Genomic DNA, 26,187 nt, shown 5'->3' on the forward strand with positions numbered 1-26,187 from the left:
TCATGCGCTGCTCGGAAGCCTCATGTATTTACATACACTCCGGTTCCTGCGCTGCTCTTTACCTTGCTGACGACCTCTCGTTACAGATCGTGAACAGTTCCAAGCCCAGGTACAACCATCCCATCCCCTCTGTCCTTTTGCCTGAGAGTTTCCGGCGCCAGCCTGCCCTTGCGGGTAGTCATGGTGCCTTGCTCCTTCGGCGCCCGATTTAACGGGTCTCTCCAGAGTATCGTCCAGTAGCAGTCCACACCGGTTGCCCGGTACCTGAAAGATTCACTTCTTCGGTGGATGGTTGCCCATCGCTCTCCTGCTACCTTCATCCGAACTAGTTTGGATTAGGAAGTCGGCATGTTAATCCAAAAAATGTGAGCTGTCTCGCACTTGGCCGCCCCCATTTATATTTTTTTAGTGACCACCATAATCGCAGCAAGAATGTTAAATGTTAGTTAACTATCAACAAGTTAGGCTCTCACGGATCAAATGTGACCCAAACGGGAAAAATGGCGGATAGAGAACAGTGATCCCTCTCGTTTCGCCAAGAAAATCTTGCCGACATATCCAATCAAAATGCTTGCGCACAGAATCAATAAGCCGATAATCCGCTGCATAACCAAGCACTTTGCCATCAATTTATGCACTGTGTTCGGTTGGTCCCACCGGACCGCTCGCCTGACCCGGCCGTCGCCGGTTCAATCGCATATGGCTTGGGCATATCACGCCCCCTAAGGATGACCAAAAGAGAATGAACGACGCCCTGGTTGCAAAAGATGTGGTCGCACAAGATTACCGTCAGCTGGTTGAACAATTCGGCTCCCCCCTGCTGCTGCTCGACAAGGCAGCCGTCCGCAAACAGTATCGGGCCCTGGCCGCCGCCCTGCCCGATGTACGATTGCACTATGCACTCAAACCCCTGCCCCATGAGGCGGTGGTCTCTGTCTTGAAGGAAGAGGGGGCCTGTTTCGATCTGGCCACCAATGGCGAAGTGGATCTGGTGCGCAGTCAGGGGGTTCGCCCGGGACGTTGCATTCATACCCATCCCATCAAGCGCGACAGCGATATCCGTTATGCGCTGGAGTTCGGCTGCACTGTGTTTGTCTACGACAACCCGCTGGAGCTGGAGAAGTTCATTCCCTACAAGGACGAAGTGAAACTGTTGCTGCGGGTCAGCTTCCCCAACCCCGAGACCAAGGTTGATCTCTCCAAGAAGTTCGGCTGCACTCCGGAGCAGGCGCTGCCGCTGTTGCAACTGGCCCACGCCAAGGGGATCAAGGTGATGGGGCTGTCGTTCCACGTCGGCTCTCAGGTACCCCACGCCCGTCGCCATGTGCAGGCCATCGACGCCTGCCGCGAGATCATGGAGCAGGCCTGGGCGCTCGGGCTCAAGCCCTGGGTGCTGGATATCGGCGGCGGTTTCCCGGTCGACTATGAAGGGGGAGAGTTCGATATCGACGGTTTCTGCGCGCCGATCCGTGAAGCGCTGGCCAAGCTGCCCGCTACCGTGCAGAAGATTGCCGAACCGGGCCGCTTTATCAGCGCGCCGGCCATGACTTCGGTTTCAAGCGTGATGGGCAAGGCCCACCGTGGCGACAAGATCTGGTACTACCTGGATGACGGTCTCTACGGCAGCTACAACGGCCAGCTCTATGACCACGTCACCTATCCGGTGAGCACGCCTTATGCCAGTGGCGAGCAACACAACTCGGTGCTCTCCGGCCCCACCTGCGACAGCGTGGATGTGATCCGCGATGGCATCATGCTGCCGGATCTGGCTATCGGCGAGTTGGTGGTTGGCAAGGTGATGGGCGCCTACACCTGGGCCTCGGCCTCCACCTTCAACTTTTTCCCCAAGGCCAGCATCCTCATTCTGGACAGCAGCCAGAAGGGGCAGAAGCTGGTGGCAGTAGCCTGAGCACACAACTCGCTCGCCAACAGGTTCACTGGGCAAAAACAAGAGGGGGAAGCTTGTGCTTCCCCCTCTCTCATTTCACCAACCTCTATCAGATAAACTGACTGGTCAGCAGCCAGCCGGTGTAGGCGACGAAGCAGGTGAGCAGCACGCCCCCCTCCAACCGGTTGATACGGCCCTGCCCCTTGCGGCCCAGACACATCACCAGCAGCAGCAGGGTCAACCCCATCATGATGCTCCAGTCACGGGTGAGCACCTCCGGCGCCACATCGAGCGGGTGGATGCCCGCCGCAATCCCCACCACCGCCAGGGTGTTGAACAGGTTGGAGCCGAGCACGTTGCCAAGGGCCAGATCATGCTCGTTCTTGCGAATGGCGATAAGTGAAGAAGCCAGCTCCGGCAGGGAGGTTCCCACCGCGACTATGGTGAGACCAATCACCAGATCGCTGATACCGAGTGCCTGAGCGATGGTCACCGCCCCCCAGACCAACAGGCGGGAAGCGCCGATCAGCAGCACCAGCCCGACCACCAGCCAGAAGATGGCGCTCTTGAGGGACATCCCCTCGCTCTCGATATCCTCAGCGGTCTCGGTATCCAGCGCATCTCCCTTGCCATTCATGCCAGCCCAGATGGACCAACCCATCAGGGCAACGAAGACGGCCCCCAGAATGACCGCATCCATCCGGCCCAGATGCCCATCAATCAGCAGGGCGCCAGAGAGCAGGGTAATACCGAGCAGGATCGGGATCTCCTTGCGCACCACCTGAGAGGCCACCGCGATAGGGCTGATCAGTGCCGTCAGACCCAGGATCAGCGCGATATTGGTGATGTTGGAGCCATAGGCGTTGCCGAGCGCCAACCCGGGATTGCCCTGGGACGCCGCCAGCGCCGAGACCACCATCTCCGGGGCCGAGGTACCAAAACCGATGATCACCATGCCGATCAGCAGCGGCGGCATCCCCGCATAACGGGCGGTGGCGGCAGCGCCATCGACAAACTTGTCTGCACTCCAGACCAGCAGCGCCAGTCCGGCAATCAGGGCAACAAAAGCCAGGGTCATAGGATCTTCATCTCTTGTTATCTGCAACGAAGCGCCAGCCCAAACGGGCAGGCACCATGGGAAAGTGGCGCCAGTGTAGCTGTGCCGCCTCCCATTTCAAGGGGAAATCAAACCGTGATTAACATTTCACAGTGCAGCCAGCAGGCTCGCGGCATCGGAGACCTCGAACTTGCCCGGCTCCTCCAAAAACAGCTGCTCGACTACACCATCGTTGGCGATCAACGCAAAGCGCTGGGCACGGATGCCGCCAAAGGCGCCGGTATCCTTGGCCAGATCCAGCGCCCGGGTCCAGCTGCCGTCGCCATCCGCCAGCATGGTGATCGCCTCTGCATTCTGGGCCGTCTGCCAGGCCCGCATCACGAAAGCATCGTTGACCGAGAGGCAACAGATGGCATCCACCCCTTTGGCCATAAACTGATCAGCCAGCACCACATAGCCGGGCAGATGAGCATTGGAGCAGGTGGGAGTAAAAGCGCCGGGTACCGCAAACAGCACCACTTTTTTACCGGCGAACAGCGTCTTGCTATCCCGCAACTGCTTGCCCTCGGCGGTGATAAAGGTAAATTCGCCAGCAGGCAGGGGTTGTCCTACAGCAATCATGATTTCTCGTCCTGAGTCGTGATGGGAAGTCGCCAGTTTATCCCAGAGTGACGATGCTGCCTAACAGCGGCTCTGAGCCTGACCATGGATAGCGGCAGGCATTTTCCCCTTGGGCAGACTACTCTTGAGCTGGTTTCACGGCGCCAGGAGGCCCCATGCAACACTATTACGATGGTCTGGAAATTCGTCCCCCCGCCATGCGCGAACAGCAACAACTGGACCAGCTCAATCATCAGCTTACCCATGTCAGTCAATATTGCGCCGGTTACTCCAGCGCCTATCGCCAGTGTCGCCTCGAGGATCTGGCAGAGCTGGCCACCCTGCCACTGCTGGACAGCAAAGAGCTCTTTGCCGCCCAGCAGGCTCATCCCCCCTTTGCCGGTCTCACCGGCCGCCCCGCCAGTCAGGCGCTGCGGGTCTTCTCCTGTCCGGGCCAGCTGGCCATCCCCGAATATGCGGGGGCTGACTGGTGGGGGGCCGCCCGGGCGCTGTTTGCCGCCGGTTTCAAGGCGGGGGAAGTGATGCTCAACGGCCACGACTATCATGCTGGCCCCACCGCCTTTATCTTCGATAACGGTGCCCGCCAGCTGGGTGCCCCCGTGGTACCTTGTGGCCCCCACGATACCCAGCGCCAGCTGGAGGCACTGCTGCGCTATCAACCCACCGGCTACGTCGGCCCGCTGGTGACCCTGCTCGACCTGCTGGAAGCGGCCGAAGCGGCGGAGATCCCGAGCGACTCGCTGCGCCGCGCCCTGCTGTGTGAAGCCACTCACCCGGAAACCGCGCCACTGCGCGCCATTCACGGCATTGCGGCCCTCAACTGTCTGGTGTGGCAGGATGTGGGGGTGGTGGCCTACGAGAGTCAGCCCGGTCAGGGCTTTATCGTCAACGAGAGCTGCATCGTCGAAATCATCGATCCCGCCAGCGGCAATCCCGTGAGTGGCGATGAAACAGGCCAGCTGGTGGTGACCCGACTAGATCTGGAGTATCCGCTGCTGCGGCTAGCCACCGACTGGCAAGGTCACTGGCTCGCCAAACCGAGCGCTTGCGGGCGCACCAACCGGCGCCTCAAGCTGGTGTAGCAGGCCAAGTAAATGCACAAATGTAAACGGGCAGCCATCAGGCTGCCCGTCTTGTCTCTGGAGAAGAGGATATATGAAGTTGGTCAGCGCCTTGCCTGCCAGGTGGCGATGGCGAGCAGGGAGTCAGGGGTAAATTCGCTGGCACGCTCGGCAATCTCGGCCAGGCTCATCCAGTGCACCGCGCTCACCTCTTCGGCCTGCAACTGCAGCGGCCCCTGATAACGGCAACTGAAGAGGCCACCCCAGACCCGGTAGCCCTCCCCTTCCGCATAAAAGCTGCCAAAGCCCTGCAGGGGAACATCCATAATCCCCAGCTCTTCGGCCAGCTCGCGGCGGGCGGAGCGCTCCATCTCCTCACCGGTGGTGACCACGCCACCGGCGCAGGCATCCAGCATGCCGGGGCAGAAATCCTTGCTGAGGGTGCGCCGCTGCACCAGGATCCGATCCGCGTCGTCGAGCACCAGAATATAGCTGGCACGATGGCAGAGATTCTCTCGCCGCACCTTGGCTCGCTCGGCCACGCCAATCACCCGGTTATTCCCGTCCACCACATCAACCCATTCCACGCACAGGCCCTTTCGTTTGTTCCATTCAAGCCCGCAGTATATCGGTGCGGTGGTTTGTCATGGCACAACTTTTTCGATGACGCCGTCAATTTGCCGAACTCACTGGCAAAATAAGGATTCATGCAAATCTTTATAAACCGTCATATCAGTGTCATCGACCGACACCATAGTGTGCCCTTTCCAGGCAATCAGGGAACCGAGTGATGAAGGTATTCAAGCAGTTATCCCCACGGCAGATCGCTCGCTACATCAAGAGCTTTCATCGAGGCTATTTTGCCATCGAGTCGCTGGGGACATTTGAATTCAACGCAGGCAGGATCAGCCTCCATGGCCTGACCTGCCGCCAGCGGCTAAGACTGGCTCGCCAGATCAATCTGGCGGTCAGACAACTTGGTCACCGCGACCCCTTGCCGGACATGTGAGTCAAAGGGTCTTGCCCTACTGTCTGTTGTGCATCCATGCTTTGCCCGCCGGCTACTGGCCGCGCGGGCCGTTTTCGATATCGGTAATGATGCCGTTGCGCACCGTCACAAAGCGCATGAACTCGTTCTTGCCGAAGTTGTAGGTCCAGCGTTCACCATATTTGACCTGTACCATGTTGCCAAACTGGTTCTCCTCGTTGCGGTTGAGCTCTTCACGCAACATCGGCTCACCGCACTTGAGCAGCATCTCGGCGGTGGTGTCTCCCTCGGTGATCAGGGCGTTCTTGCAGCGCATGGCATCGGCACTGGCCGGAATGCTCAGCAGCAACAGGGCCAGCCCCGCTACTTTCTTCATCTTCTTGCTCATCGGGTTCTCCTTATCCTCTCTAATGAGTCGCAGTATGCCTGTTCCCGTTTCTGAAAAAACCAGTCAATGGCGCAAAAGTGCCGCCCTTTTCTGCTCTCCAGCCCGCTGGTCGCGACAAATGCTGTCTATCACATAACCCAAAAACAAACGGCGACCCGAGGGTCGCCGTTTGCATCAAGCCAGCAGGATCACAGGATGTCCAGCAGCTCAACTTCAAATACCAATGCAGAGTAGGGCGGGATGGAACCTGCACCACGGGCACCGTAAGCCAAATCGTGGGGGATGTAGAGCTTCCACTTGGAACCAACCGGCATCAGCTGCAGCGCTTCAACCCAGCCTGCAATCACGCCGGTCACCGGGAATTCAGCCGGCTGGCCGCGAGCGACGGAGCTGTCGAATACGCCACCGTGGGTGAAGGTACCGTGGTAGTGCACACGCACGGACTGACCGGCTACCGGAACGGCACCGTTGCCTTCTACCAGCACTTCGTACTGCAGACCGGAGTCGGTCACCTTCACTTCAGCGCGCTTGGCGTTGTCAGCCAGGAAGGCTTCGCCGTCAGCAGCGGCGGCCTTGGCGGCGGCTTCCTGCTCTTCTTGCATACGCGCAGTGATCACCTGGAAGGCATCATTGATATCGTCACGGCTGACCGCGAACTCCAGACCATTCAGGGCATCTGCCAGACCTTGTTGCAGGGCCGGGATATCCAGACCGGCGAAGGCTTGCTGCGCCAGCTGATCACCCATGTTGCGGCCGATGCCATAGCTGGCCTTCTGTTCGATAGAGTCGTATTGGGACATTGAGATGTTGCTCCAGATCCATGTAGTAAAGAGGCGGGATAATATCAGACTTTTGGCCGGGGTGCTGCCGGGGGCGCCCCTGATTTCCCCGTCAGTGGGAGGAACTTCACACAAGATGCGGATGAACGCCGCCCAACGGCGGCGATCTGCTTAACCGCGATCCAGCAAGACTCTGACCGCAGCCACCTTGGCGCCATCGGTGATATTGACCCGACCATCATCCGAAGTGCCCATATTCACTCCGTGCGGCACCATGCCACCGCGCCAGCCCATGCCGGACATATGCACTTCGCTCACCCCGGTGAACTCGATGATGGTACGCACGTTGTCGGCATTGACCCCGGCCCCCGGCATCAGGCTGGCACGCCCCGCCAGCGCCTGCTGCATCTCCTGCAGGGTTTCCAACCCAGCCAACGCAGTCGGCGCATGGCCCGAGCTTAAAATGCGCTCGCAACCGGCCGCGACTATGGTCTCCAGATCGAGGCGCCAGTCGGAGGAGAGGTCGATGGCGCGATGGAAAGTGACCCCCAACGGTCCTGCAGCATCCACCAGCTGTTTGAGTTTGGCGGCGGGGACCCGCCCCTCCTCATCCAGCAAACCGACCACTACCCCTTGCAGACCGGCAGCGCGGGCCGCCGCGATATCTTGCAGCATCATCTCGAACTCGCCGTCGTTGAAGCAAAAATCCCCGGCGCGCGGGCGGATCATGGCATAAACCGGCACGGTGGCATGGCGGGCCGCCTGCTGCATAAAACCGTAGGAGGGGGTCAGGCCGCCCAGACCCAGTGCAGAGCAGAGCTCGATGCGATCCGCCCCGGATTGCTGCGCGGTGAAGAGGGATTCCAGGTTGTCGATACAGATTTCAAGACGGGTCATGAGGACTCCTTTTTCGGGGAGATCAGACCCCACATCTGATCTCATAGATTGAGCAAGGCTGCGCCGCGCACACCACCAGCACCGCCGAAGCGGGCCTGGCGGATCTCGGGCAGGGCGACCCCGGGCAGCAAGTGACCGGGCAGACGCAGCGGCAGCTGTTCATAGAGGGCGGGCAGGCCGCTCAGGCCGCCCCCCAACACCACCACCTCGGGATCAATCACCGAAATGGCGGTGGCAAGCCCGGCGGCCATGATCTCCAGCCAGCATTCGACCGTCTCGACCGCATGGGGTTCATGGGCCTCGAAGCGTCCCACAATCTGGTGACCCGTGGCGCGCTGGCCATGGAAATGGTGATAGAGACGCTCCAGACCGGTACCGGAGGCATAGGTTTCAAAACAGACCAGACGACCGCAACCGCAACGGGGACGGGGCAACTCGGGGTACTTCATCAGCATGGTCGCGGGCAGGGGGTAGTGACCAATCTCGCCAGCCAGCCAGTTGCGCCCCTGAATAAGCTTGCCCGCCAGATAGACGGCGCCGCCGATACCGGTGCCGATGGTGACACCAAGCGCACTGCCGGCGCCGTCGGCGGCCCCCTGATGCACTTCGGACCAGAGAAAGCAGTTGGCGTCGTTATCCACCTTGACCGGCCGCTCCAGCAGCTCGGCCAGATCGGCGCCCAGATGGCGACCATTGATGGAGGGCAGATTGGCCGCCACTATGCTGTGATCGTGGCTGTTGATGACACCGGGGAAACCGATGCCGACCGAGCCCCGTGCGCCGAAGCGGGCATCCGCCTGCTCGACCCGGGAGCGGATCAGCAGCTGCAGCCCCTCATAATCATTGCCCGGGGTGCTCATGCGCTCCTCATGGCAGAGGTTCAATGCACCGTCATAGACCGCGAAGGCGATCTTGGTGCCACCGATATCAAAGCCGTAATACATGCCAGCACTCCCTTGTCAGCCCGTGTTTATCCAACTCTGTTCCAAGGGGGACATTGTATTAATTCGCAAAAAAAATAAAGTGACCGAAGGCGAAAAACGGGAGAGTGATCAGAGCAAACGGCTCATTTGTCGCTGCAGGCAGGGCTGCCCGAGGCTTATCAGGGTGCGCTCTGCACCATCAAAGACGAAGCCGCGTCGCAGGTAGAACCCCTCGCCGATGTGGTTGCCATCGAGCAGCCACAATTTGACGCTATGGCAACCGGCGCGGCGCATCTGCATCGCCACCGCCTGCCACAGCCGTTTACCATAACCTTGTCGCCAGTGGTCGGGATGGAGGTAAAAAGCGCGGATCAGGGCATGGCTCTGTCCCGCTTCCTGCTGTGGTTGCCAGTAGAGCAGGCCAATCACCACCTCGTCGAGACAAAGCAGCATGGGCCTTGGGCCCGGTTCGGCCAGACGGCTCTGCCAGATCTGCAGATGAGCAGTGACATCGAGCTGTTCCAGCAGGTCGGCTCCGAGCACCTGGCCATAGGCAGCGAGCCAGCTGGCTCGCTGCATCACCGTCATGGCAGCAGCATCGTCGCTGCGCGCCATGCGCAGGCTTATACCTTGCATTGGGGCACCAGACCGTTGGCGCGGGCCTGCTCATAGAGCGGCAACACTTGCGCCTGTTGCGCCTGCAACTCGGCGATCCGGTTCTCGTTGCTCGGGTGGGTGGAGAGCAGTTGCGGCGGGGAGTTGCCACCGGCGGCGGCACTCATGTTTTGCCACAGGGGGATCGCCTCGGCCGGATTGAACCCGGCGCGCGCCATCAGCTCAAGCCCCAGCCGATCCGCTTCGCTCTCCTGAGTGCGGCCGTAGGGCAGCATCACCCCCACCTCGACCCCGAGGCCAAGGGCGGCCATGGTGGCGCCGCGATACTCGCTGGTGCCCATGGCAATGTCCGCAGCCGCCAGACCGATCCCCGCCAGCTGGCTACGCGAGAGTCGCTCGTTGGAGTGCTGGGCCAGTACGTGAGTCAACTCGTGACCGATGACGGTCGCCAGCTGATCCTGATTCTTGGCCACCTTGAGCAGGCCGCTGTAGACCCCGATCTTGCCGCCGGGCAGGGCGAAGGCGTTGACCTGTTTGGAGTCAAACACCACCACTTCCCAGTTGGTGATGCCATAGCTGGCCGGCACCTGGGCGGTCACCGCCTTGGCGACACAGGAGACATAGGCGTTGAGTTTGGCATCCTTGCTCACCTTCTCCTGCTTTTTCATCTGCTCGAAGGAGTCAGCGCCCAGCTGGTTCATCTGCTGGGGAGAGTAGAGCAGCATCTGGCTGCGGCCGGTCGGCGACTGGGCGCAGGCGACCAGCAGGGAACTACAGAGGGCTACCATGCCAAACTTGGTGAGGGACGCAATCATGAAGGGATCCTTTGCCATAACGTTGCCCTATTCTCGGAAATGCCGCCCTGCTGCGCAAGGGAGCCAGCCCCCGGCTGGCGGAAAAATATCCATCCTGCGCTATTAACAAAACTGACAGCCGCCAAAAACAAAACGAGCCCGCTTGGGGCTCGTTTTATCAGGGCATGCTGACTGCAGGCAGTTACATGATACCCAGCTTTTTCAGGTCAGCCTGTACCACCTTGGCCGGCACCGGCACGTAGCCATCTTTGGCAACGATGTTCTGGCCTGCTTTGGAGAGCATCATCTTGACGAACTCTTGCTCCATCGGGGAGAGCGGCTTGTTCGGATGCTTGTTCACGTAAACGTACAGGAAGCGTGACAGCGGATACTTGCCAGTGATGGCGTTATCGGAGGTCGCATCGATGAAGGTCTTGCCATCCTTGGAGAGCGGTACGGCACGCACGCCGGAGGTGACATAACCGATACCGGAGTAGCCGATGCCGTTCAGGGAGGCAGAGACAGACTGCACCACGGAGGCAGAACCCGGCTGCTCGTTCACGCCGCTCTTGAAGTCGCCGTTACACAGGGCGTGCTCCTTGAAGTAACCGTAGGTACCGGATACGGAGTTGCGACCGAACAGTTGCAGATCCTTAGAGGACCAGTTGCCGTCCAGACCCAGATCAGACCACTTGGTGGCAGCCTTGGCTTCGCCGCACTTGAGGGTGCTGGAGAAGATGGCGTCGATCTGCGGCATGGTCAGCCCCTTGATGGGGTTGTCCTTGTTGACGAACACCGCCAGGGCATCGACTGCAACGCGGATGGCAGTCGGCTTGTAGCCGTAACGCTTCTCGAATGCTTCCTCTTCACCGGCCTTCATGGCACGGCTCATCGGACCGAACTGGGCAACACCTTCGGTCAGGGCAGTCGGTGCGGTAGAAGAACCGGCGGCCTGGATCTGCACGTTGACGTTGGGGTACAAGCGCTTAAATTCTTCGGCCCACAGGGTCATCATGTTGGCCAGGGTGTCAGAGCCGACAGAGGACAGGTTGCCCGAAATGCCGCTGGTCGGTGTGTAATCCGGCAGGTCTTTATCCACACCGGCAGCCAGGGCGCTGACAGAAAACAGGGTTGCTGCGGTGAATCCGATTACACCAGCCAGTTTGTTGAGTTTCATCCAATCTCTCCAAAGTTACAGAAGGTCCGTTCTTAAGACGGCGCCAGTATCTGACCTGGCAGTGACAAATTTATGGATTTAATGTGACACTTTAATGACATGGTGACAGATTTGAACAAATGAAAAGAGGGCCCGTTCAAAGGCCCTCCTTTTGCAGCTAACTCATTGCCATAAAAGACTATTTAATCACCACCATACGGCTCGGGATGAGAAAGCTGAAGCGGCTGCCAAGGCCGACCCGGCTCTCGATATCGAGCTGGCAGTCATGATGACTGAGGGCATGCTTGACGATGGCAAGGCCCAAGCCTGAGCCGCCGGTGTGGCGCGAGCGTGCCTTGTCGACCCGATAGAACCGCTCGGTCAGCCGCGCCAGATGCTCGGGGGCAATCCCCTCCCCTTCATCGCTCACGGCAAACAGCGCCATCGCCCCCTGCTTGCGCCACTCCACGGTAATTTTTCGCCCCGCCGGGGTGTAGTGGATGGCGTTATAGACCAGGTTGGAGACGGCACTGCGCAGCTGCTCCTGATCCCCGCGCACCAGCAGATTGGGCTGCACCACAAATTCGATCTGGTGGGCCCGTTCGCCCGAGAGCGCCCGCGCCTCCTGCTCCAGCAGCCCCAGCATGGCAGGCATGTCCACCAGATGGGAGAGATCCACGGTCGGAGCCGCCTCGATACGGGAGAGGGTGAGCAGCTGATTGACCAGATTATCCATCCGGATAGTCTGCTCCATCATCACCCGATGCGCCTTGGCCCACATGGCGGGCGGGGGCGGCTCCTCGGTCATCTCCAGATAGCCCTTGAGCACGGTCAGCGGGGTGCGCAGCTCGTGAGAGACGTTGGAGACGAAGTGCTTGCGGGTCTTCTCGAGACTGCGCAAGCGGGTGACATCCCGTACCACCAGCATCGCCTGATCCGAGGCGTAGGGCATGATGCGAAACTCGAGAAACTTCTCCTCGTTGACCGGGGAGTGCATCTCGAGGGGCTCGTCATACGCCCCCTTGCCCAGATAGGCGTTAAAGGCAGGATTGCGAATGAGGTTACCGATATGCTGGCCGGCATCCTCCGGCCAGCGAAAACCGAGCAGTTGCTCCGCCAGCCGGTTGCACCAGAGGATGCTGCCATCGGTGCGAAACACTACGGCGGCATCGGGCAGCGCCTCGGCACCCTCCCGGAAGCGGCGGATCAGCCCCGCCAGCTCGCGGCGACGGGCGCGGTGACGCTGCTGCAGCTTGTAGATACCGTTGAAGATGTACTCCCAGCTGCCATTGCCGCTGGGGGGCACCAGGCTACGGTCGTGCCACAGCCAGTCAGAGAGCCGCTTCTGGAAGCGATAGTGCCAGCCCAGATGCAACACGGCCGCCACCAACAGGCAGAGGGCAAGATGATCAATCAACCAGCCAACCAATGCGAAGGGGGCGTAAAAAAACGCCATTCGCCACAACTGTCGCCGCCAGGCGTAAGGTTGCAACATAACTGCCTCTAGAGACGGGTTGAGAAGCGGTATCCGGCTCCACGCACCGTCTGGATCAATCTGTCGTGCCCTGTCTCTTCAATCGCCTTGCGCAGGCGACGAATATGCACATCCACGGTTCTGTCCTCGACGTACACATTGGTACCCCAGACATTATTGAGCAGCTGTTCACGGCTGTAGACCCGCTCGGGGTGAGTCATGAAGAAGTGAAGCAGCTTGAATTCGGTCGGCCCCATGTCGAGCGCCTTCTCTTCGGCACTGACCCGGTGGGAGACAGGATCGAGTTTCAGCCCCTGCACCTCGATCACCTCGTCCACCGAGGTGGGCGACACGCGGCGCATCACCGCATGGAGGCGAGCGGTCAACTCCTTGGGCGAGAACGGCTTGGTAATGTAGTCGTCGGCACCGGCCTCCAGACCACGCACCTTGTCCTCCTCTTCACCGCGAGCGGTGAGCATCACCACCGGGATCTGGCGCGTCACCTCATCCTGCTTGAGCTGCTTGATAAACTGGATGCCACTGCCGCCCGGCATCATCCAGTCGAGCACGATGAGTTCGGGGTAGGGTTCGCGCACCTTCGCCAGTCCATCGGCGTAATCTTCCGCTTCAATCGTCTCATATCCCTTCTGCTCCAACACGAAGCAGAGCATTTCGCGGATCGGTGCTTCGTCCTCGACCACCAGAATTCGCTTAGCCATTCCCTTCTCTCTCCTCTGTGAAGATGGGTGCGCCAATTATTAGAATTTTCTGTGACACTTTTATGACTTTATGACAGGCGGGATGATAAACGTTTTCAGATTCAGTTGGCAGCAGTACGTTGCAACAAGTCCCACCGGTTGCCACTGATATCCTCAAACACCACCACGGTGCCATAAGGCTCGTCACGAGGCTGTTCACAAAAATGAACACCGTACGCCTGCATGCGCTGGTAATCCCCCCAGAAATCAGTGGTCTCGAGGAACAAAAATACCCGGCCACCGCCCTGCTGGCCGATGGCGGCCTGCTGCTGCGCATTGGCCGCTTGTGCCAGCAGCAGTGCAGAACCGGAGGCACCTTTGGGGGCAACCCGCACCCAGCGCTTGCCCGGTTTGCCCGGTTCATCAAGCCGGGTGTCTTCCAGGAGCGCAAAGCCAAGTCCCTCGGTAAAAAAGCGAATGGCCTGATCGTAATCAGCCACCAGCAGGGTCAGCGCCCCTATGTGTTGTGACATGGCAGAAAATCCTCAACGGATGAGTCAACGGGCGCAATGCCCCGGCCAGGGCGCATCATAGCGGCTGGATGGGCAGGGCTCCAGCCGTCATGTGCGTCTTGAAAACAACCGGTGAGGGGGAGTGAGCACTCAAGGCGCTTCGCGCAGCGTCCGGTAGAGGGTGGTGCGGCTGATCCCCAGCTGGCGCGCGGCCTCGCTGACGTTGCCGCCGCATGCCGCCAGCGTTTGCTGTACCTGCCGCCGGGTTTGTTCACGCAAGCTGGTCGCCTCCCCCATCGGCAAGGCGCCGGGCTCTGTGGCCACACTGGGCAGATGCAGGTGGGCGGGTTCTATCCAACCTAACCCCTCTGCCAGCACACAGGCCACTTCCAGTGTCTGCTTGAGCTGGCGCACGTTGCCGGGCAGCGGATGGGCCAGTAGCTGTTGCTCCGCATCGCGGGTCAGACGCAGGGTCGGGTCCATCTCCTCCAACAGTCGCTGGATCAGCTCCAGACGCTCAGCGGCAGGCCAACGGCGCAGCGGCATCAGCTGCTGGCGCCAGCCGCAGATCCGGTAATAGAGGTCTTCGCGAAATGCGCCACTCTGCACCATGGCCGCCAGATCCCGGTGGCTGGCACTGACCAGCCAGAAATCCACCGCCTCCGGCTTGTGACTGCCAACCGGTGTCACGCTGCGTTCCTGCAAAACCCTCAGCAGTCGGGTTTGAGCCTGCAGCGGCAGTTCGCCAATTTCATCGAGCATCAGCATGCCGCCGTGGGCTGCGCGCAGATAACCCTGACTGCCCTGGCTGCGGGCACCGCTGAAGGCCCCGCCCACATAGCCAAACAGCTCGGCTTCCACCAGATCTGCAGGTAACGCGCCGCAGTTGACGCACACCAGTGGCTGCTCCCGCCGACTCGACGCTCGGTGCAGGGCCCGCACCAGATGCTCCTTGCCGCTGCCGGTCTCCCCCTCGATAAGCAACGAGATGCCGCGCTCCAGCATCTTGAGCGGCACCTGCTGCGGAGGTAGCACCGGGCTTGAGTGACCCGGCAGGACGGCGCGGGAAGGTGTCGCGTCCGCTTCTGGCAACAGCCGCAAGCCACGCCCCTCGCGCAGCAGTTGCCTGCCATCGAAAGGGTGCTGGCCGAGCCAGAGTCGGCCTGCCCGGTTGGCGCCGAGCAGTTCCCCCTCCTCTCCCAGCAACAGGCGAGCGGACCAGAGGCTCTGGGGATCGAGATCCACCAGCCAGCCCGGCTGACGCGCCAGCAGTGCGTTTTCGAGGGTCATGGCCAGCAGCCGCACCGTGCCCAGCATATCGCCATCGTGATGGGCAGCATCGGTGGAGATATCGAGTACCCCGAGCAATTGCCCATCCGGCCCGAGCAACGGGCAAGCGCTGCAACTGAGGAAGCTGTGCTGGGCGAAGAAGTGCTGATTGCCGAGCACCTGCACTTCACTCTGCTCGGCCAGCGCGGTACCGATGGCGTTGGTACCCTTGCTCGCCTCCCTCCAGCGGGCGCCACTGCGCAAAAAGATACGCTCGGCATGGCGGGCGAACCCCTCATCACCACTGGCGGCCAGAATGGCCCCCTCACCGTCACACAACAACAGGCGACAAGGGCGACCCGCCAGCAACTGGGCAAACAGCGGCAGCACAAAGCGCTGGAAGCAGGAAATCAGAGCCCTGTGCTGATCCTGACGGGCCGACAGCTCCCCTTGGGGCAGCAAGTCCAGCTCGGCACTCTGCTGGCGGCTCAGCCCCTGATGCAGGCAACGCTGCCAGGAACGCTGGATCGGACCGGGACCGGGTTGAAGTGACTCACTCATCACGCCTCCTGTTCACAAACAGCACGACTGTCTCGGCCACTGTCCAGAAACGGTACAGTTTTATCGCAATAGCCGTGGACATTGGTTAACCAAGATACGCTGCCACACCCCATTTGATAACGTTTTTGTAACCTTCTATCTGCTGGTCAGACCCTTTGGCACGCCCCTTGCGATATCAGCTGGCAACCGGTCTGTCAGCCAGTCCGGTCAGGATCACACACATAAAGGATGATGAGATGATTTATACCGCTCCCGGTCAGGCAGGTGCCCTGGTCAGCTTCAAGTCCCGTTACGACAACTTCATCGGTGGTGAGTGGGTGGCTCCTCGCGCCGGCCGCTACTTTGAAAACATCTCGCCGGTGGATGGCAAAGTATTCTGCGAGGTCGCCCGCTCCGACGCCGCCGATATCGAACTGGCGCTGGATGCCGCCCACAAGGCGTTCACCAGCTGGAGCAAGACCAGCGTCACCGAGCGCAGCAATCTGCTGCTGCGCATCGCCGATCGCATCGAGCAGAACATCGAGCGACTCGCCATCGCCGAAACCTGGGAGAACGGCAAAGCGGTGCGCGAAACCCTGGCGGCAGACCTGCCGCTGGTGGTGGATCACTTCCGCTACTTCGCTGGCTGCATTCGCGCTCAGGAGGGCTCGGCCGCCGAGCTGGATCAGAACACCGTCAGCTACCACTTCAAGGAGCCCATCGGCGTGGTCGGCCAGATCATCCCGTGGAACTTCCCGCTGCTGATGGCTGCCTGGAAGCTGGCCCCGGTGCTGGCGGCGGGTTGCTGCAGCGTGCTCAAGCCCGCCGAGCAGACCCCGGTCACCATCATGCTGATGATGGATCTCATCAAGGACATCCTGCCTGCCGGCGTAGTCAACGTGGTCAACGGCTTCGGCGCCGAGGCAGGTCAGGCGCTGGCCACCAGCAACCGGATCCAGAAACTCGCCTTTACCGGTTCGACCGAAGTGGGCGCCCATATCCTGCGCTGCGCAGCCGACAAGCTGATCCCCTCCACCGTGGAGCTGGGGGGAAAGTCCCCCAATATCTACTTCGCCGACGTGATGCAGCACGAGAGCAGCTACATCGACAAGGCGGTAGAAGGGATGCTGATGACCTTCTTCAACCAGGGGGAAGTGTGTACCTGCCCCTCCCGCGCGCTAGTGCAAGCCAGCATCTATGACGACTTCATGGACCGAGTGCTGGCCCGTGCCCGCACCATAGTGCAGGGCAACCCCCTCGATACCGCCACTCAGGTGGGTGCGCAGGCGTCCCGCGAGCAGTTCGACAAGATCCTGGGCTACATGGAGATCGGCCGCGGCGAAGGGGCCAAGATGCTGATCGGCGGCGGCCCGGCCAAGGTGAGCGGACTGGAGGGGGGGTTCTACATCCAGCCCACCATCTTCTCCGGTCAGAACAAGATGCGGGTATTCCAGGAGGAGATCTTCGGGCCGGCACTCGGGGTCACCACCTTCAAGGACGAGGCGGATGCTCTGGCGATTGCCAACGACACCCAGTACGGGTTGGGGGCAGGTCTGTGGACCCGCGACAGCAATCTGGCCTGGCGCATGGGGCGTGGCATTCAGGCTGGCCGGGTCTGGGTCAACTGCTACCACGCCTACCCGGCACACGCCGCCTTTGGCGGTTACAAGAAGTCGGGGATCGGCCGCGAGACCCACAAGATGATGCTGGACCACTACCAGAACACCAAGAACCTGCTGGTGAGTCACGACATCAACCCGCTCGGCTTCTTCTAGCGCGAGCAGATACCATCAGAAAGGGCGCCTGTGGGCGCCCTCCTTGTTTTGCTTTACCAGATGACATGTCCGGCGATTAGTTATCTGCCCGATTGCTGGCGATAACGCTGGGGGGAGCAGCCGAGCTCCCGGTTGAACATGGCGATAAAGGCCGAGGTGGAGCCGTAACCGAGCCGCCAGCTGATCTCCTGAATGGGCATGTCCCCCTTGAGCCAGGCCAGTGCCTTGAGCAACCGCAGCCGCGCCCGCCACTGACCGAAGCTCATCCCCAGCTCCCGCAGGCAGCGCCGCGCCAGGGTGCGCTCTGTGGTGTGCAGTTGTCCGGCCCACTGGGCCAGAGTTCGGGGATCGGCAGGATCGCTGTGTAACGCCGCCAGCATGGGAGCCAGCAGCTTGTCCTGACTCATCGGCAGGTAGCTCTCCTGACAGCGGGTGCGCGCCAGTCGCTCCACCAGCAACTCGGCCTGGCGCTGATCCCACTCATCCGCCATATGGCTCACCCGCCGTTCGCAAAAATCGCTCAGCAGGGCGCGGATCAGCGGGGTGAGCAGCAGCAATCTGGGCTCTGGCGGCAGCTTGGCCGCCAGCTCGTGGCTGACGTAGATGGAGGTGTAGTCGAGGGTCTGCTCGTTGTAGGAGGTGTGCTCGAGATCCGCCGGCACCCAGATAAGGTAGTCGGCAGGGGCCACCAGTCGCTGATCCCCCAGCTCTATCTCCATGATCCCCAGGCTGATCATGTTGAGCTGGCCCCAGGGGTGGGAGTGCAGCACGGTCGCGCTGTCGGCCAGCATCTGCTGGTAACTGAAATAGAGCGGATTCGGAGCGGGCAGAACGGCATCTACCGGCTGAAAATGGTGAGTGGCCATCAGCGCCCCTTGTCAGCGAGAGAGAGGAGCAGGCGTGATGCAACGCCCTGTTGGCTCGGTCGCCGGCACAGGCCAAAAGCAGCCATCAGTTGCGGGCAGACGCAGCCCGTGTGGGCCGGAATAAGGTACATCAGAAAGAGTTGTCTTTTCTGCTGGGTCATCTGTCTGTTTTACGCTACTTGATAATATAAAGACAAGGGTAGACTTGGCCCCCTGTTAATAAGGAGCCTCTGATGCGAATCTTTTCCCCTCTTCTCTTTCCGCTGATGGCGGTGCTGATCTGGGCTACCAATACCGTGGTGTCCAAGGCGGCCGCCAGCGTGCTCGACCCCGCGGCCATCTCCTTCTATCGCTGGGTGATCGCCGCCCTGGCGCTGACCCCCTTCTGCCTGCCCACCCTCTGGCGGCGACGCAGCGAGGTTCGCCCCTGGCTTGGCAAGCTGCTGGTGCTGGCGGCGCTCGGTATGGTGCTCTACCAGTGTCTGGCCTACTACGCTGCTCACAGCACCTCCGCCACCAACATGGGGGTGATCGGCTCCCTCATTCCGCTGCTCACCCTGCTGCAAGGGGCGCTCTTCTTCGGCCAGCGTCCCGGCAAACAGGCGCTGCTCGGCATGAGCCTCTCCCTGCTCGGGGTGCTTTGTCTGCTGGGCAAGGGCGAGCCGCTGGCTCTGCTGCACAACGGCATCAACCCGGGGGATGGCATGATGCTGCTCGGCTCCGCCAGCTATGCCCTCTACGGCCTGCTGATCCGCCGCTGGCAACCCCCCTTCGGCCCCTGGCTCAACCTCTATATGCAGATCCTGCTGGCGGTGCTACTGCTGGTACCGCTCGCTCTCAGTGCCGACTCGATGGCGGTGCCGGCCGAAGGGTGGGGACTGGTGCTCTTCGCCGGGCTTGCCTCCTCCCTGCTGGCAGCCTACTGCTGGATGCGCGGCCTTGCCTGCATGGGCGCCGAGCGCACCTCGGTCTTTATGAACCTGATGCCGCTCTGTACGGCGCTGATCGCCGTCGTCGGCCTGGGCGAGCCGATCCACGGCTACCACCTGCTGGGTGGCGGGCTGATCCTGGGCGGGGTGATGACCTCCCAGCTGAAGGGGCGTGCACCGGTAGCCGAGCGGGAAGCCGCCTGAGAACCAACATCGTCCAGAAACAACAAGGGAGCCCATGGCTCCCTTGTTGTTTCTGCAATACACGCCAGTGAGCATCTCAACCGGCCCGGCGCCAGCGGTAGCGCCGCTCCGGCCGCCCCCGCTGACCGTAGTTGAGATCAACATCTACCCGATCTTCCGACTCCAGATATTCCAGATAGCGGCGCGCCGTGGTGCGGCTGAGGGAGAGTCGCAGCGCCACCGTGTCGGTGGAGAAGACGCTCTCCGGCTCGCCCGCCAGCAGATCCAGCACCTGACGCAGGGTGATGCTGTCGATCCCCTTGGGGGTGACACGCATCTCCTTAATCTGGGAGCGCCCCCCCTTGCCCAGCAGTTTGTCGAGATCTTCCTGCTCCAGCCGACCCCGCTCGCAGAGGCGGCTGTGCAGTTGCAGGATCTCGTCCAGACTCTGCTGGATGCGAAACAGCCGCAATGGTTTGATGACGTAGTCATGAACCCCCAGATTGAGGGCCTGCTGTATGGTCTCCACATCCCGCGAGGCAGTCACCATGATGACGTAGGCTTCGCGGTTGTGGCTGCGCAGGCGGCTCACCCACTCAAGGCCGGAGCCATCGGGCAGGGAGACATCCACCAGCAGCAGTTGGGGCACCACACCGGCCATCATGGCATCGGCCTGGGCCAGGGTGCCGGCCCGCCCCAGCAGGGAGAAACCGGGTGTCGCCGCCACCAGTTCTGACAAGATGGCACCGATCCGATCGTCATCTTCAATAACAAGCGTGATTATTGGGTCCATGGCTCACATTAATTGGTTTTTATTCAAGTAGATACCAAACAGGGTGGTCTGCTCGGCGGTTCGCCGCCATTCTATCACACCCTCGTGCCGACCCACGGTCTCCTTGACCAGGAACAGACCCACCCCGTGATCGCCGCTCTGGCGACTCACCCCGTAATCGAACAGATGATCGGCCAGCTCCTCGTCGACCCCCTCGCCGCTATCCTCCACCTCGATCACCAGTCGCCGCCCCACATCGCACAGAGAGAGCAGCACCCGCGGCGGCCGCTGCTGGCGGTTGCGCCAGGCCGCCTGCAGGCCGTTGTCCAGCAGGTTGCCAATGAGGGTGATGAGATCGGCCGAAACCGAGGCCGGATACTCCGCCAGCGCCGAATCGGGATCGAGCTCCAGGGTCACCCCCAGCTCGCGGGCCCGGCTGAACTTGCCGAGAATAAGCCCCGCCACCGGCTTGTTGTCGATCAGCCGCAGCAGCTCCTGCAGCATGGTCTGGCACGCTTCGTTCTCCTGCTGGATCAGCTCCACCGCCTGATCCACATGGCCCAGCTGCAACAGGCCGGAGAGGCTGCTCAGCTTGTTGGCAAACTCGTGGCTCTGCATCCGCAGCATCTCGGCATACTGGCGCAGGTGGGTCACCTGTACCCCCAGACTCGTAGCCACCTCCGGACGGCTGAAGATTAGCAACCGCCCCGGCGCCTTGCCCTGCACCGCCTGCCAGCGACCGACGAAGGACTCCCCCTGAATAGTAAAGCTCACCTCGCCCCCCTCCTGCTCCAGACAGGGGGCGAGGGGCGGCACCAGCTCCGCCAGCGACTGCCCCTGCAGGGCGTGGCGCCCGGTGACCGGCAGCCGCAGCTGATAGCTGGCGGTGCTGTTGATCATGTTGATATTGCCGCGGCCATCGAGGGCGATCACCCCTTCGGTGATGTGCTCCAGCACCAGATCCTGCAGGGTAAAGCGGCGCACGATCGCCTCCGGCTCCAGATCGAGCAGGGTCTTGCGCAGCAGGTATTGCACCCAGAGTGCCAGCAGCAGGCCGCACCCCAGCACCGCCACAATGGCGCTGATGAGCAGGGCCACCCGCTCCATATAGATGCCCTCCACCTGCTGCATCAGGTAGCCCACCACCACGGTCCCCATGACGCGCCCATCCCCGCCAACCACCGGGGAGAAGCAGCGGATCGCCGGCCCCATGGTGCCCCGATCCTTGGAGCAGTAGCTGCGCCGCTCCTGCAGCGCGGGCCAGATATCCTCGCCGCGGAACTTCTGCCCCACCAGCTCGGGGTTGGGGTGGCTGAGGCGGCGACCATGCTCGTCGGTCACCACCATATAGGTGGCGTCGGTGCGGTTGCAGACCGCCTCCACATAGTCGCGCAGGGTAGGATCACTGCCCTGACGCAGAGCTTCGACCACCCGGGTATCCGCCGCCATCACCCGTGCCAGATCGCTCCCCTTATCCTGCAGATTGCTCTCCAGCAGATGGCGGATAAAGAGGGCCAGCAGGCTGCCCAGAATGAGGATCAGCAGCAGGGAGAGCCCGAGAGAGAGGGTGACCAACTGGTGGCGAAGTTTCATGCACATACCTTAAAACGTCAGGACGCTGCCCAATAGTGCGGATGCCACCAGGTCTGGTCAATCAAAGGTGCCGGATCGCCGACAAAATCGGCCAATCCTTCCTCGCGGGCGCAGAGCGCCACCGCTCTGGCGACGGCGCGGGCCACCTCTCCCACCTGCTCGATGGGGGGCAACAGCCGGCCCGCCACCAGCGGATAGGCGCCGACCGCCCGCACCGCGGCCAGCAACATGCCATCGCTGATGCGGCGCGCCTTGACGGCGCAGGCTCCGAGACCAATCCCCGGAAAGACATAGACGTTGTTGCACTGGGAGACTACCCGCCGCTCCCCCGTCACCGTCACCGGCGCAAAGGGGCTGCCGGTGGCCAGCAGGGCGCGGCCATCTGTGGCAGCCCACACCTGCTCGGGGGTGGCCTCGGCGCTGCGGGTCGGGTTGGAGAGTGGCAGGATCACCGGCTGATCGCACACCTCCCCCATCGCCTGCAACACCTCGCGGGTAAAGAGGCCGCCCTGACCGCTCACCCCGATCAGCACCGCCGGGCGCACCTGACGGATGGTCTCCAGCAGCGAACTGTTCCCCTCCTCCACAGCACGGGCAAACGGCTGTTGGGCGCGAGTCAAGTTGGGACGATCGGCGCAGACCACCCCGTCCTGATCAAACAGCCAGACGCCGTCGTGGCTCCCCGCCAGCTGGGCCAACATGGCGGCGATGCCGCAACCGGCAGAACCCGCCCCGACGATCAGCACCGGGGCATCGCACAGGGCGGTACCCGCCTGCTGCAACCCGGCCAGCACGCAGGCAGAAGCCACTGCCGCCGTGCCCTGAATATCGTCGTTGAACATGCAGAGCTCGTCCCTATAGCGGGTCAGCAGGTTGGCGGCATGCTTGCCGGCAAAGTCTTCAAACTGCAGCACCACTTGGGGCCAGCGCTTGCGAATGGCGGCCACCACCTTGTCCATGAAGTGGTAGTAGCTCTCGCCGTCGATGCGCGGGGATTGCCAGCCGAGGTAAGAGTCATCCTCCAGCAGCTCGGGGTTGTTGGTGCCCACATCGACACAGAGCGGCAGGGTACGCGCCGGATTGATGCCGCCAGCAGCGGAGTAGAGCGCCAGCTTGCCGATACAGATCCCCATGCCGCCGATACCGAGATCGCCAAGCCCCAGCACCCGCTCGCCGTCGGAGATGACGATCACATCCACCTCCTGCTCCACCGACTCGAGGATATCGTCGAGATCATCCCGGTCGTGCCAGGAGAGGTAGAGGCCGTGGCTGCGCAGATAGAGGTCACTGTGGCGCTGGCACGCCTCCCCCACCACCGGGGTGTAGATGATCGGCAGCAGCTCCGGCAGGTGGTGGCGTACCAGATCGTAGAACAGCACAGGGTTGTCCTCCTGCAGCTGGCGCAGCAGCAGATGCTGGTCAAACGGACTCTGCATGGCGCTGACCAATCGGTAGATCCGGCGCCGCTGCTGGGAGAGGGACTCCTCCTTGTGAGGCATGCGACCCCGCACCCCCTGACGCTTGCGCTCGGCATAGGGTAGGCTGGTGCCCATCATGATGTCGTTCATCTTGTTTGTTCCTCAATCCGGTATCAGGCGAGCAGGGAGATAAGGGCGGTGGCCAAGATCAGCATCACGGCGCCGCCCAGGCGAGAGGAGATCTGGGCAAAGGGCATCAGCTTCATCCGCTGGGCCGCCGAGAGCACGGCTACGTCGCCGGTGCCGCCCATGTTGGCCATACAGAGCCCGCCGGTGATGGCCGCCTCGATGGGATAGAAACCGATCAGCTTGCCGAACAGCGCCGCGCCGAGGGCGCCACCGATTACGGTGACCATGACCAGCACGAAGTAGCTGACGGAGAAGGCACTGATGAGCTCCGGAATACTGGTATAGGCGACGCCGATCCCCACCAGCAGGGAGGGAGTGAGGTTGCTCACCACAAACTGATACCAGTCGGCCGCCGCCTGCTCATAACGGCGCGGCAGCAGGCCGCTCACCTTGATAAAGGCGACGGCCAAAATCATCAGGGCGAAAGGGTGCATGGGGATAAAGTTGCCAAGCAGGGAACCCAGCACAAACATGCTGGAGCTGATGAAAAGGCCCATGCCCAGACTCTGCAGGGTCGGCTCTTCGGCCTGTTCATCGGCAATGCTCTGGCTACTCTCTTTAACCATCAGCTTGCCGTTGCCAGTCAGGGAGGGGTAACGACGACCGAGCCGCGCCAGCAGGGAGCCCACCAGAATGGCCAGGGTATTGGCGATCACCACCGCCGGTACCATGCGCGACAATAGATCCGCACTGGACATCTGCATCGGGCCGGAGAGGATCTCCACCAACGGCACCGCACCGGCGCCCATGCCACCGCCCATGATGGGCAGGCCGATCAGCAACACCGCATTCTTGAAGCCATACCCCATCAGGGAGCCGACCAGCCCCACGCTCAGCAATGCCAGCGCTACGCCGCCAAGAATGACCGGCAGATAGCGCATGGCGGCATTTTTCAGCAAAGCGCCGCTCATGCCAAACACGGAGCCAGTCACCAGACTGGCGATAAAGAAGTTGAGAAAGCCCCCCTCCTTCATGAAGTTGGTGATGACCTGCCCCGCCTGCACCGGCAGCAGCTGGTATTCGAACAGGGCGGCGCCACCGAAAATGGCGAGGATGGTGCCGCCCCCCAGATATTCACGGATCGGCATGATCCGCTCCCCCAGCTCGGTCAGCAGGGTGCCCAGCACAAACATCAGTGCCAGCGCACCGACCATGCCCAGCGGCAGCGAGCCATTCCAGCCGGAAAAGAGAACACAGGTTGCCAACCCCAGAAATATAAAGAGCGGCATACCGGCAATTTGTTGGCCGCCCATAAAGGCGGCCTTTTCTTGTGTGGTTTGTAGGGGGGAGAGGTTTTTCATTGTTATGTACTCTGCGTGTGATTGTGACCGCTACTTTATTGATCCCCCTCTCCCCTGTCGGTTAGCCAGACTGCAAAGCCATATAAAAACATTAAAAACTTAAACATCATGGTGCCTCCAACGTGCGCGGCACAATAGAACACCAGACATCCGATACCCGACCAAGTCAGGAAATAGGGTGATAAAACGAGCGACCATAATGGCGGATATTTGGATGATCAGCAGTAATAACGATGCGATGATCTCCCCCCTTCGGGGAAATAACAGAGCCAGAGGACCAGCTCTGCAACCATTTATCGCCACAGCTCCTGTGAGTGATAATCAGCGGGCAATGTCATCGCCATAACGCGAGTGCTACGGCGTGCCACATCAGGGTTTGAGTCGGCGTGCAGGAAGCACGCACGATGAAAAATGGTGAGAAGAAAGATGCAAAAATGGGAGATTGAAATAGTGATGAGTCAAGCCAGCGAATACCAGAGCACTGGCTTGAACTCACAAGGATCACACACGGTCAGGTCTATTCTGCCAACAGCAATGGAATATTGGCGGGGTCAAAATCATGACTGATATCGGTACTTCTGATAGCGCCTTCCCGATTCACGCCATGGTGTGACTCTGCACCATATTCTCCATCACTCAACAGCGTTTCAATTGCCAGATACACACATCCACTGTCATATCCATCCACAACCCGTTTCCCCCCTTGTTTTATAACCCCATCAATATTAGCGGATAAAAAAAGAGCTGCTCACTGAAGCTGAAAATTTCATGAAAATAATCGCCGGATATCCTCCATTCACGGCGCAATATCCGAATCGGCAAGAGAGCCTCGAGTGGATCAGCCCCGAGAATAATATCAGGGTCTCGAATGACACCGGCTCGCACCAGCGAAAGATCCGACCAGAAACATGATACGCATCACACTATTTACTTAGCCTGCTAAACAAGTATGATACTTAGCAGGCTAAGTACATTGAGGATGAGAAGATGACGGATCTGGAAAGGTTGCGCGAGCTGTCGCTCGCCGAGCAGATAGCGCGGATGCACCGGCTATGGCGTACTGCCGCCGACCTGGAGCTGGCTCCCCTTGGCCTCACCCATCCCCGCTGGACCGCGCTGTGGAAACTCTCCCGCATGGGGAACCATGTCAGCCAGAAGACCCTGGCCGAAGCCCTCGAGATAGAGCTCCCCTCCCTGATGCGCACCCTGGGCCAGCTGGAAGAGCAGGGACTGATTGAGCGCCACTGTTGCAGTCAGGACAAGCGGGCCCGCATCGTCTGCGTGACCCCGGCTGGCCAGACCCTGCTCGATCAGATCGCCGACCGCATCATGAATATCCGCCGGGAGCTGCTGGGGGGCATCGACGAGCAGACCCTGCAGCTGTTTGAAGCCACTGTGCAGCGGATCTCGGCCAACGCCCTCAGCAAAATTGAACAACACCACGACCGACAAGCCGGAGGCGATACAAGCCCTCCCGAGACCGACACAGAGAGAGAATAAG

The 26,187-nt window shown here is 61.0% G+C and carries 25 protein-coding genes and 1 riboswitch; of the genes, 6 read left to right on the forward strand and 19 right to left on the reverse strand.

What is annotated here, in order from left to right:
• Positions 1–119: 119 nt before the first annotated feature.
• A riboswitch (glycine riboswitch) is annotated at positions 120–235 on the reverse strand.
• 507 nt (positions 236–742) lie between these two features.
• Positions 743–1,909 carry a type III PLP-dependent enzyme gene (locus AB5Y82_RS08105; protein ID WP_058056704.1) on the forward strand — a complete coding sequence of 389 codons (1,167 nt, stop codon included), beginning with the start codon at positions 743–745 and terminating at the stop codon, positions 1,907–1,909.
• A gap of 88 nt (positions 1,910–1,997) precedes the next feature.
• Here the strand turns inward: AB5Y82_RS08105 and AB5Y82_RS08110 are convergent, their stop codons facing one another.
• Both AB5Y82_RS08110 and AB5Y82_RS08115 read right to left on the reverse strand, forming a co-directional pair.
• The gene (locus tag AB5Y82_RS08110; RefSeq protein ID WP_005343920.1) at positions 1,998–2,966 is read right to left on the reverse strand and encodes a calcium/sodium antiporter; all 969 of its coding nucleotides are present in this window, start codon (positions 2,964–2,966) and stop codon (positions 1,998–2,000) included.
• A 126-nt stretch (positions 2,967–3,092) separates the two neighbouring features.
• Entirely contained in the window at positions 3,093–3,566 is a 474-nt protein-coding gene (locus AB5Y82_RS08115; RefSeq protein WP_111900374.1) for a peroxiredoxin, read from the reverse strand.
• A 155-nt stretch (positions 3,567–3,721) separates the two neighbouring features.
• Between AB5Y82_RS08115 and AB5Y82_RS08120 the strand changes: the two genes are divergently transcribed.
• On the forward strand, positions 3,722–4,648 hold the full coding sequence (locus AB5Y82_RS08120) for a phenylacetate--CoA ligase family protein (RefSeq protein WP_058056707.1): 927 nt from the start codon (positions 3,722–3,724) through the stop codon (positions 4,646–4,648).
• An 83-nt stretch (positions 4,649–4,731) separates the two neighbouring features.
• On the opposite strand, the gene yfcD is transcribed toward AB5Y82_RS08120, so the two are convergent.
• A complete protein-coding gene (yfcD, locus tag AB5Y82_RS08125) occupies positions 4,732–5,214 on the reverse strand; it encodes an NUDIX hydrolase YfcD (RefSeq protein WP_021229132.1) in 483 nt (160 codons plus the stop codon).
• A gap of 203 nt (positions 5,215–5,417) precedes the next feature.
• On the opposite strand from yfcD, the gene AB5Y82_RS08130 reads away from it, so the two are divergent.
• The gene (locus AB5Y82_RS08130) at positions 5,418–5,636 is read left to right on the forward strand and encodes a DUF1107 family protein (RefSeq protein ID WP_005338403.1); all 219 of its coding nucleotides are present in this window, start codon (positions 5,418–5,420) and stop codon (positions 5,634–5,636) included.
• 52 nt (positions 5,637–5,688) lie between these two features.
• On the opposite strand, the gene AB5Y82_RS08135 is transcribed toward AB5Y82_RS08130, so the two are convergent.
• The 11 genes from AB5Y82_RS08135 to AB5Y82_RS08185 all read right to left on the reverse strand — a co-directional run bounded on the left by AB5Y82_RS08135 (position 5,689) and on the right by AB5Y82_RS08185 (position 15,681).
• A complete protein-coding gene (locus tag AB5Y82_RS08135; protein ID WP_005338404.1) occupies positions 5,689–6,003 on the reverse strand; it encodes a DUF2845 domain-containing protein in 315 nt (104 codons plus the stop codon).
• 188 nt (positions 6,004–6,191) lie between these two features.
• Positions 6,192–6,803: an FKBP-type peptidyl-prolyl cis-trans isomerase gene (locus AB5Y82_RS08140; RefSeq protein ID WP_005338405.1), complete on the reverse strand. Its 612-nt coding sequence runs from the start codon at positions 6,801–6,803 to the stop codon at positions 6,192–6,194.
• Between the two features lie 150 nt (positions 6,804–6,953).
• Positions 6,954–7,679, reverse strand: a complete 726-nt coding sequence (locus tag AB5Y82_RS08145) for a copper homeostasis protein CutC (protein ID WP_111900373.1) — start codon at positions 7,677–7,679, stop codon at positions 6,954–6,956.
• A gap of 41 nt (positions 7,680–7,720) precedes the next feature.
• Positions 7,721–8,623, reverse strand: a complete 903-nt coding sequence (locus AB5Y82_RS08150; protein WP_111900372.1) for an ROK family protein — start codon at positions 8,621–8,623, stop codon at positions 7,721–7,723.
• A gap of 108 nt (positions 8,624–8,731) precedes the next feature.
• Positions 8,732–9,238 carry a GNAT family N-acetyltransferase gene (locus tag AB5Y82_RS08155; protein WP_064337029.1) on the reverse strand — a complete coding sequence of 169 codons (507 nt, stop codon included), beginning with the start codon at positions 9,236–9,238 and terminating at the stop codon, positions 8,732–8,734.
• Complete coding sequence (locus AB5Y82_RS08160) at positions 9,226–10,032, reverse strand: M48 family metallopeptidase (RefSeq protein ID WP_111900371.1); 807 nt, start codon at positions 10,030–10,032, stop codon at positions 9,226–9,228. The genes AB5Y82_RS08155 and AB5Y82_RS08160 overlap by 13 nt, the downstream gene beginning before the upstream one ends.
• Before the next feature lie 181 nt (positions 10,033–10,213).
• The gene (locus tag AB5Y82_RS08165) at positions 10,214–11,188 is read right to left on the reverse strand and encodes a PstS family phosphate ABC transporter substrate-binding protein (protein ID WP_368173853.1); all 975 of its coding nucleotides are present in this window, start codon (positions 11,186–11,188) and stop codon (positions 10,214–10,216) included.
• Between the two features lie 178 nt (positions 11,189–11,366).
• On the reverse strand, positions 11,367–12,662 hold the full coding sequence (gene phoR / locus AB5Y82_RS08170; protein ID WP_021229135.1) for a phosphate regulon sensor histidine kinase PhoR: 1,296 nt from the start codon (positions 12,660–12,662) through the stop codon (positions 11,367–11,369).
• An 8-nt stretch (positions 12,663–12,670) separates the two neighbouring features.
• Entirely contained in the window at positions 12,671–13,360 is a 690-nt protein-coding gene (phoB, locus tag AB5Y82_RS08175; protein ID WP_005338414.1) for a phosphate regulon transcriptional regulator PhoB, read from the reverse strand.
• A 101-nt stretch (positions 13,361–13,461) separates the two neighbouring features.
• On the reverse strand, positions 13,462–13,872 hold the full coding sequence (locus AB5Y82_RS08180; protein ID WP_021229136.1) for a VOC family protein: 411 nt from the start codon (positions 13,870–13,872) through the stop codon (positions 13,462–13,464).
• Positions 13,873–14,001: 129 nt separating this feature from the next.
• Positions 14,002–15,681, reverse strand: coding sequence for a sigma-54-dependent Fis family transcriptional regulator (locus AB5Y82_RS08185; protein ID WP_111900369.1), 1,680 nt, complete (start codon positions 15,679–15,681; stop codon positions 14,002–14,004).
• Between the two features lie 236 nt (positions 15,682–15,917).
• On the opposite strand from AB5Y82_RS08185, the gene AB5Y82_RS08190 reads away from it, so the two are divergent.
• Positions 15,918–17,435: an aldehyde dehydrogenase family protein gene (locus AB5Y82_RS08190; protein ID WP_005358870.1), complete on the forward strand. Its 1,518-nt coding sequence runs from the start codon at positions 15,918–15,920 to the stop codon at positions 17,433–17,435.
• Between the two features lie 80 nt (positions 17,436–17,515).
• Here the strand turns inward: AB5Y82_RS08190 and AB5Y82_RS08195 are convergent, their stop codons facing one another.
• Positions 17,516–18,301: a helix-turn-helix transcriptional regulator gene (locus AB5Y82_RS08195; protein ID WP_368173854.1), complete on the reverse strand. Its 786-nt coding sequence runs from the start codon at positions 18,299–18,301 to the stop codon at positions 17,516–17,518.
• A gap of 233 nt (positions 18,302–18,534) precedes the next feature.
• Here AB5Y82_RS08195 and AB5Y82_RS08200 point away from each other — a divergent pair, with 233 nt between their 5' ends.
• On the forward strand, positions 18,535–19,434 hold the full coding sequence (locus AB5Y82_RS08200) for a DMT family transporter (protein WP_368173855.1): 900 nt from the start codon (positions 18,535–18,537) through the stop codon (positions 19,432–19,434).
• Positions 19,435–19,510: 76 nt separating this feature from the next.
• Here AB5Y82_RS08200 and AB5Y82_RS08205 read toward each other — a convergent pair whose 3' ends face one another.
• The 4 genes from AB5Y82_RS08205 to AB5Y82_RS08220 are packed head-to-tail and all read right to left on the reverse strand — an operon-like array spanning position 19,511 to position 24,686.
• On the reverse strand, positions 19,511–20,206 hold the full coding sequence (locus tag AB5Y82_RS08205) for a response regulator (protein ID WP_075115718.1): 696 nt from the start codon (positions 20,204–20,206) through the stop codon (positions 19,511–19,513).
• 3 nt (positions 20,207–20,209) lie between these two features.
• Positions 20,210–21,778: an ATP-binding protein gene (locus tag AB5Y82_RS08210; protein WP_368173856.1), complete on the reverse strand. Its 1,569-nt coding sequence runs from the start codon at positions 21,776–21,778 to the stop codon at positions 20,210–20,212.
• A gap of 17 nt (positions 21,779–21,795) precedes the next feature.
• Positions 21,796–23,346, reverse strand: coding sequence for an NAD-dependent malic enzyme (locus tag AB5Y82_RS08215; RefSeq protein ID WP_368173857.1), 1,551 nt, complete (start codon positions 23,344–23,346; stop codon positions 21,796–21,798).
• A gap of 23 nt (positions 23,347–23,369) precedes the next feature.
• Positions 23,370–24,686 (reverse strand): 2-hydroxycarboxylate transporter family protein, encoded by a 1,317-nt coding sequence (locus tag AB5Y82_RS08220; protein WP_368173858.1) that lies wholly within the window; start codon positions 24,684–24,686, stop codon positions 23,370–23,372.
• 987 nt (positions 24,687–25,673) lie between these two features.
• On the opposite strand from AB5Y82_RS08220, the gene AB5Y82_RS08225 reads away from it, so the two are divergent.
• A complete protein-coding gene (locus AB5Y82_RS08225; RefSeq protein WP_005349886.1) occupies positions 25,674–26,186 on the forward strand; it encodes a MarR family transcriptional regulator in 513 nt (170 codons plus the stop codon).
• Position 26,187: the final 1 nt, after the last annotated feature.

This window comes from Aeromonas sp. s13 (assembly GCF_040907905.1).
In the GTDB taxonomy this organism is placed as follows: Bacteria; Pseudomonadota; Gammaproteobacteria; order Enterobacterales; family Aeromonadaceae; genus Aeromonas; species Aeromonas veronii.

Coding starts and splice junctions, on each gene's coding strand:
- AB5Y82_RS08105 (WP_058056704.1), top strand. CDS start 743: ATGAACGACGCCCTGGTTGCAAAAGATGTGGTCGCACAAGATTACCGT.
- AB5Y82_RS08110 (WP_005343920.1), bottom strand. CDS start 2,966: ATGACCCTGGCTTTTGTTGCCCTGATTGCCGGACTGGCGCTGCTGGTC.
- AB5Y82_RS08115 (WP_111900374.1), bottom strand. CDS start 3,566: ATGATTGCTGTAGGACAACCCCTGCCTGCTGGCGAATTTACCTTTATC.
- AB5Y82_RS08120 (WP_058056707.1), top strand. CDS start 3,722: ATGCAACACTATTACGATGGTCTGGAAATTCGTCCCCCCGCCATGCGC.
- AB5Y82_RS08130 (WP_005338403.1), top strand. CDS start 5,418: ATGAAGGTATTCAAGCAGTTATCCCCACGGCAGATCGCTCGCTACATC.
- AB5Y82_RS08135 (WP_005338404.1), bottom strand. CDS start 6,003: ATGAGCAAGAAGATGAAGAAAGTAGCGGGGCTGGCCCTGTTGCTGCTG.
- AB5Y82_RS08140 (WP_005338405.1), bottom strand. CDS start 6,803: ATGTCCCAATACGACTCTATCGAACAGAAGGCCAGCTATGGCATCGGC.
- AB5Y82_RS08145 (WP_111900373.1), bottom strand. CDS start 7,679: ATGACCCGTCTTGAAATCTGTATCGACAACCTGGAATCCCTCTTCACC.
- AB5Y82_RS08150 (WP_111900372.1), bottom strand. CDS start 8,623: ATGTATTACGGCTTTGATATCGGTGGCACCAAGATCGCCTTCGCGGTC.
- AB5Y82_RS08155 (WP_064337029.1), bottom strand. CDS start 9,238: ATGCAAGGTATAAGCCTGCGCATGGCGCGCAGCGACGATGCTGCTGCC.
- AB5Y82_RS08160 (WP_111900371.1), bottom strand. CDS start 10,032: ATGATTGCGTCCCTCACCAAGTTTGGCATGGTAGCCCTCTGTAGTTCC.
- AB5Y82_RS08165 (WP_368173853.1), bottom strand. CDS start 11,188: ATGAAACTCAACAAACTGGCTGGTGTAATCGGATTCACCGCAGCAACC.
- phoR (WP_021229135.1), bottom strand. CDS start 12,662: ATGTTGCAACCTTACGCCTGGCGGCGACAGTTGTGGCGAATGGCGTTT.
- phoB (WP_005338414.1), bottom strand. CDS start 13,360: ATGGCTAAGCGAATTCTGGTGGTCGAGGACGAAGCACCGATCCGCGAA.
- AB5Y82_RS08180 (WP_021229136.1), bottom strand. CDS start 13,872: ATGTCACAACACATAGGGGCGCTGACCCTGCTGGTGGCTGATTACGAT.
- AB5Y82_RS08185 (WP_111900369.1), bottom strand. CDS start 15,681: ATGAGTGAGTCACTTCAACCCGGTCCCGGTCCGATCCAGCGTTCCTGG.
- AB5Y82_RS08190 (WP_005358870.1), top strand. CDS start 15,918: ATGATTTATACCGCTCCCGGTCAGGCAGGTGCCCTGGTCAGCTTCAAG.
- AB5Y82_RS08195 (WP_368173854.1), bottom strand. CDS start 18,301: ATGGCCACTCACCATTTTCAGCCGGTAGATGCCGTTCTGCCCGCTCCG.
- AB5Y82_RS08200 (WP_368173855.1), top strand. CDS start 18,535: ATGCGAATCTTTTCCCCTCTTCTCTTTCCGCTGATGGCGGTGCTGATC.
- AB5Y82_RS08205 (WP_075115718.1), bottom strand. CDS start 20,206: ATGGACCCAATAATCACGCTTGTTATTGAAGATGACGATCGGATCGGT.
- AB5Y82_RS08210 (WP_368173856.1), bottom strand. CDS start 21,778: ATGAAACTTCGCCACCAGTTGGTCACCCTCTCTCTCGGGCTCTCCCTG.
- AB5Y82_RS08215 (WP_368173857.1), bottom strand. CDS start 23,346: ATGAACGACATCATGATGGGCACCAGCCTACCCTATGCCGAGCGCAAG.
- AB5Y82_RS08220 (WP_368173858.1), bottom strand. CDS start 24,686: ATGAAAAACCTCTCCCCCCTACAAACCACACAAGAAAAGGCCGCCTTT.
- AB5Y82_RS08225 (WP_005349886.1), top strand. CDS start 25,674: ATGACGGATCTGGAAAGGTTGCGCGAGCTGTCGCTCGCCGAGCAGATA.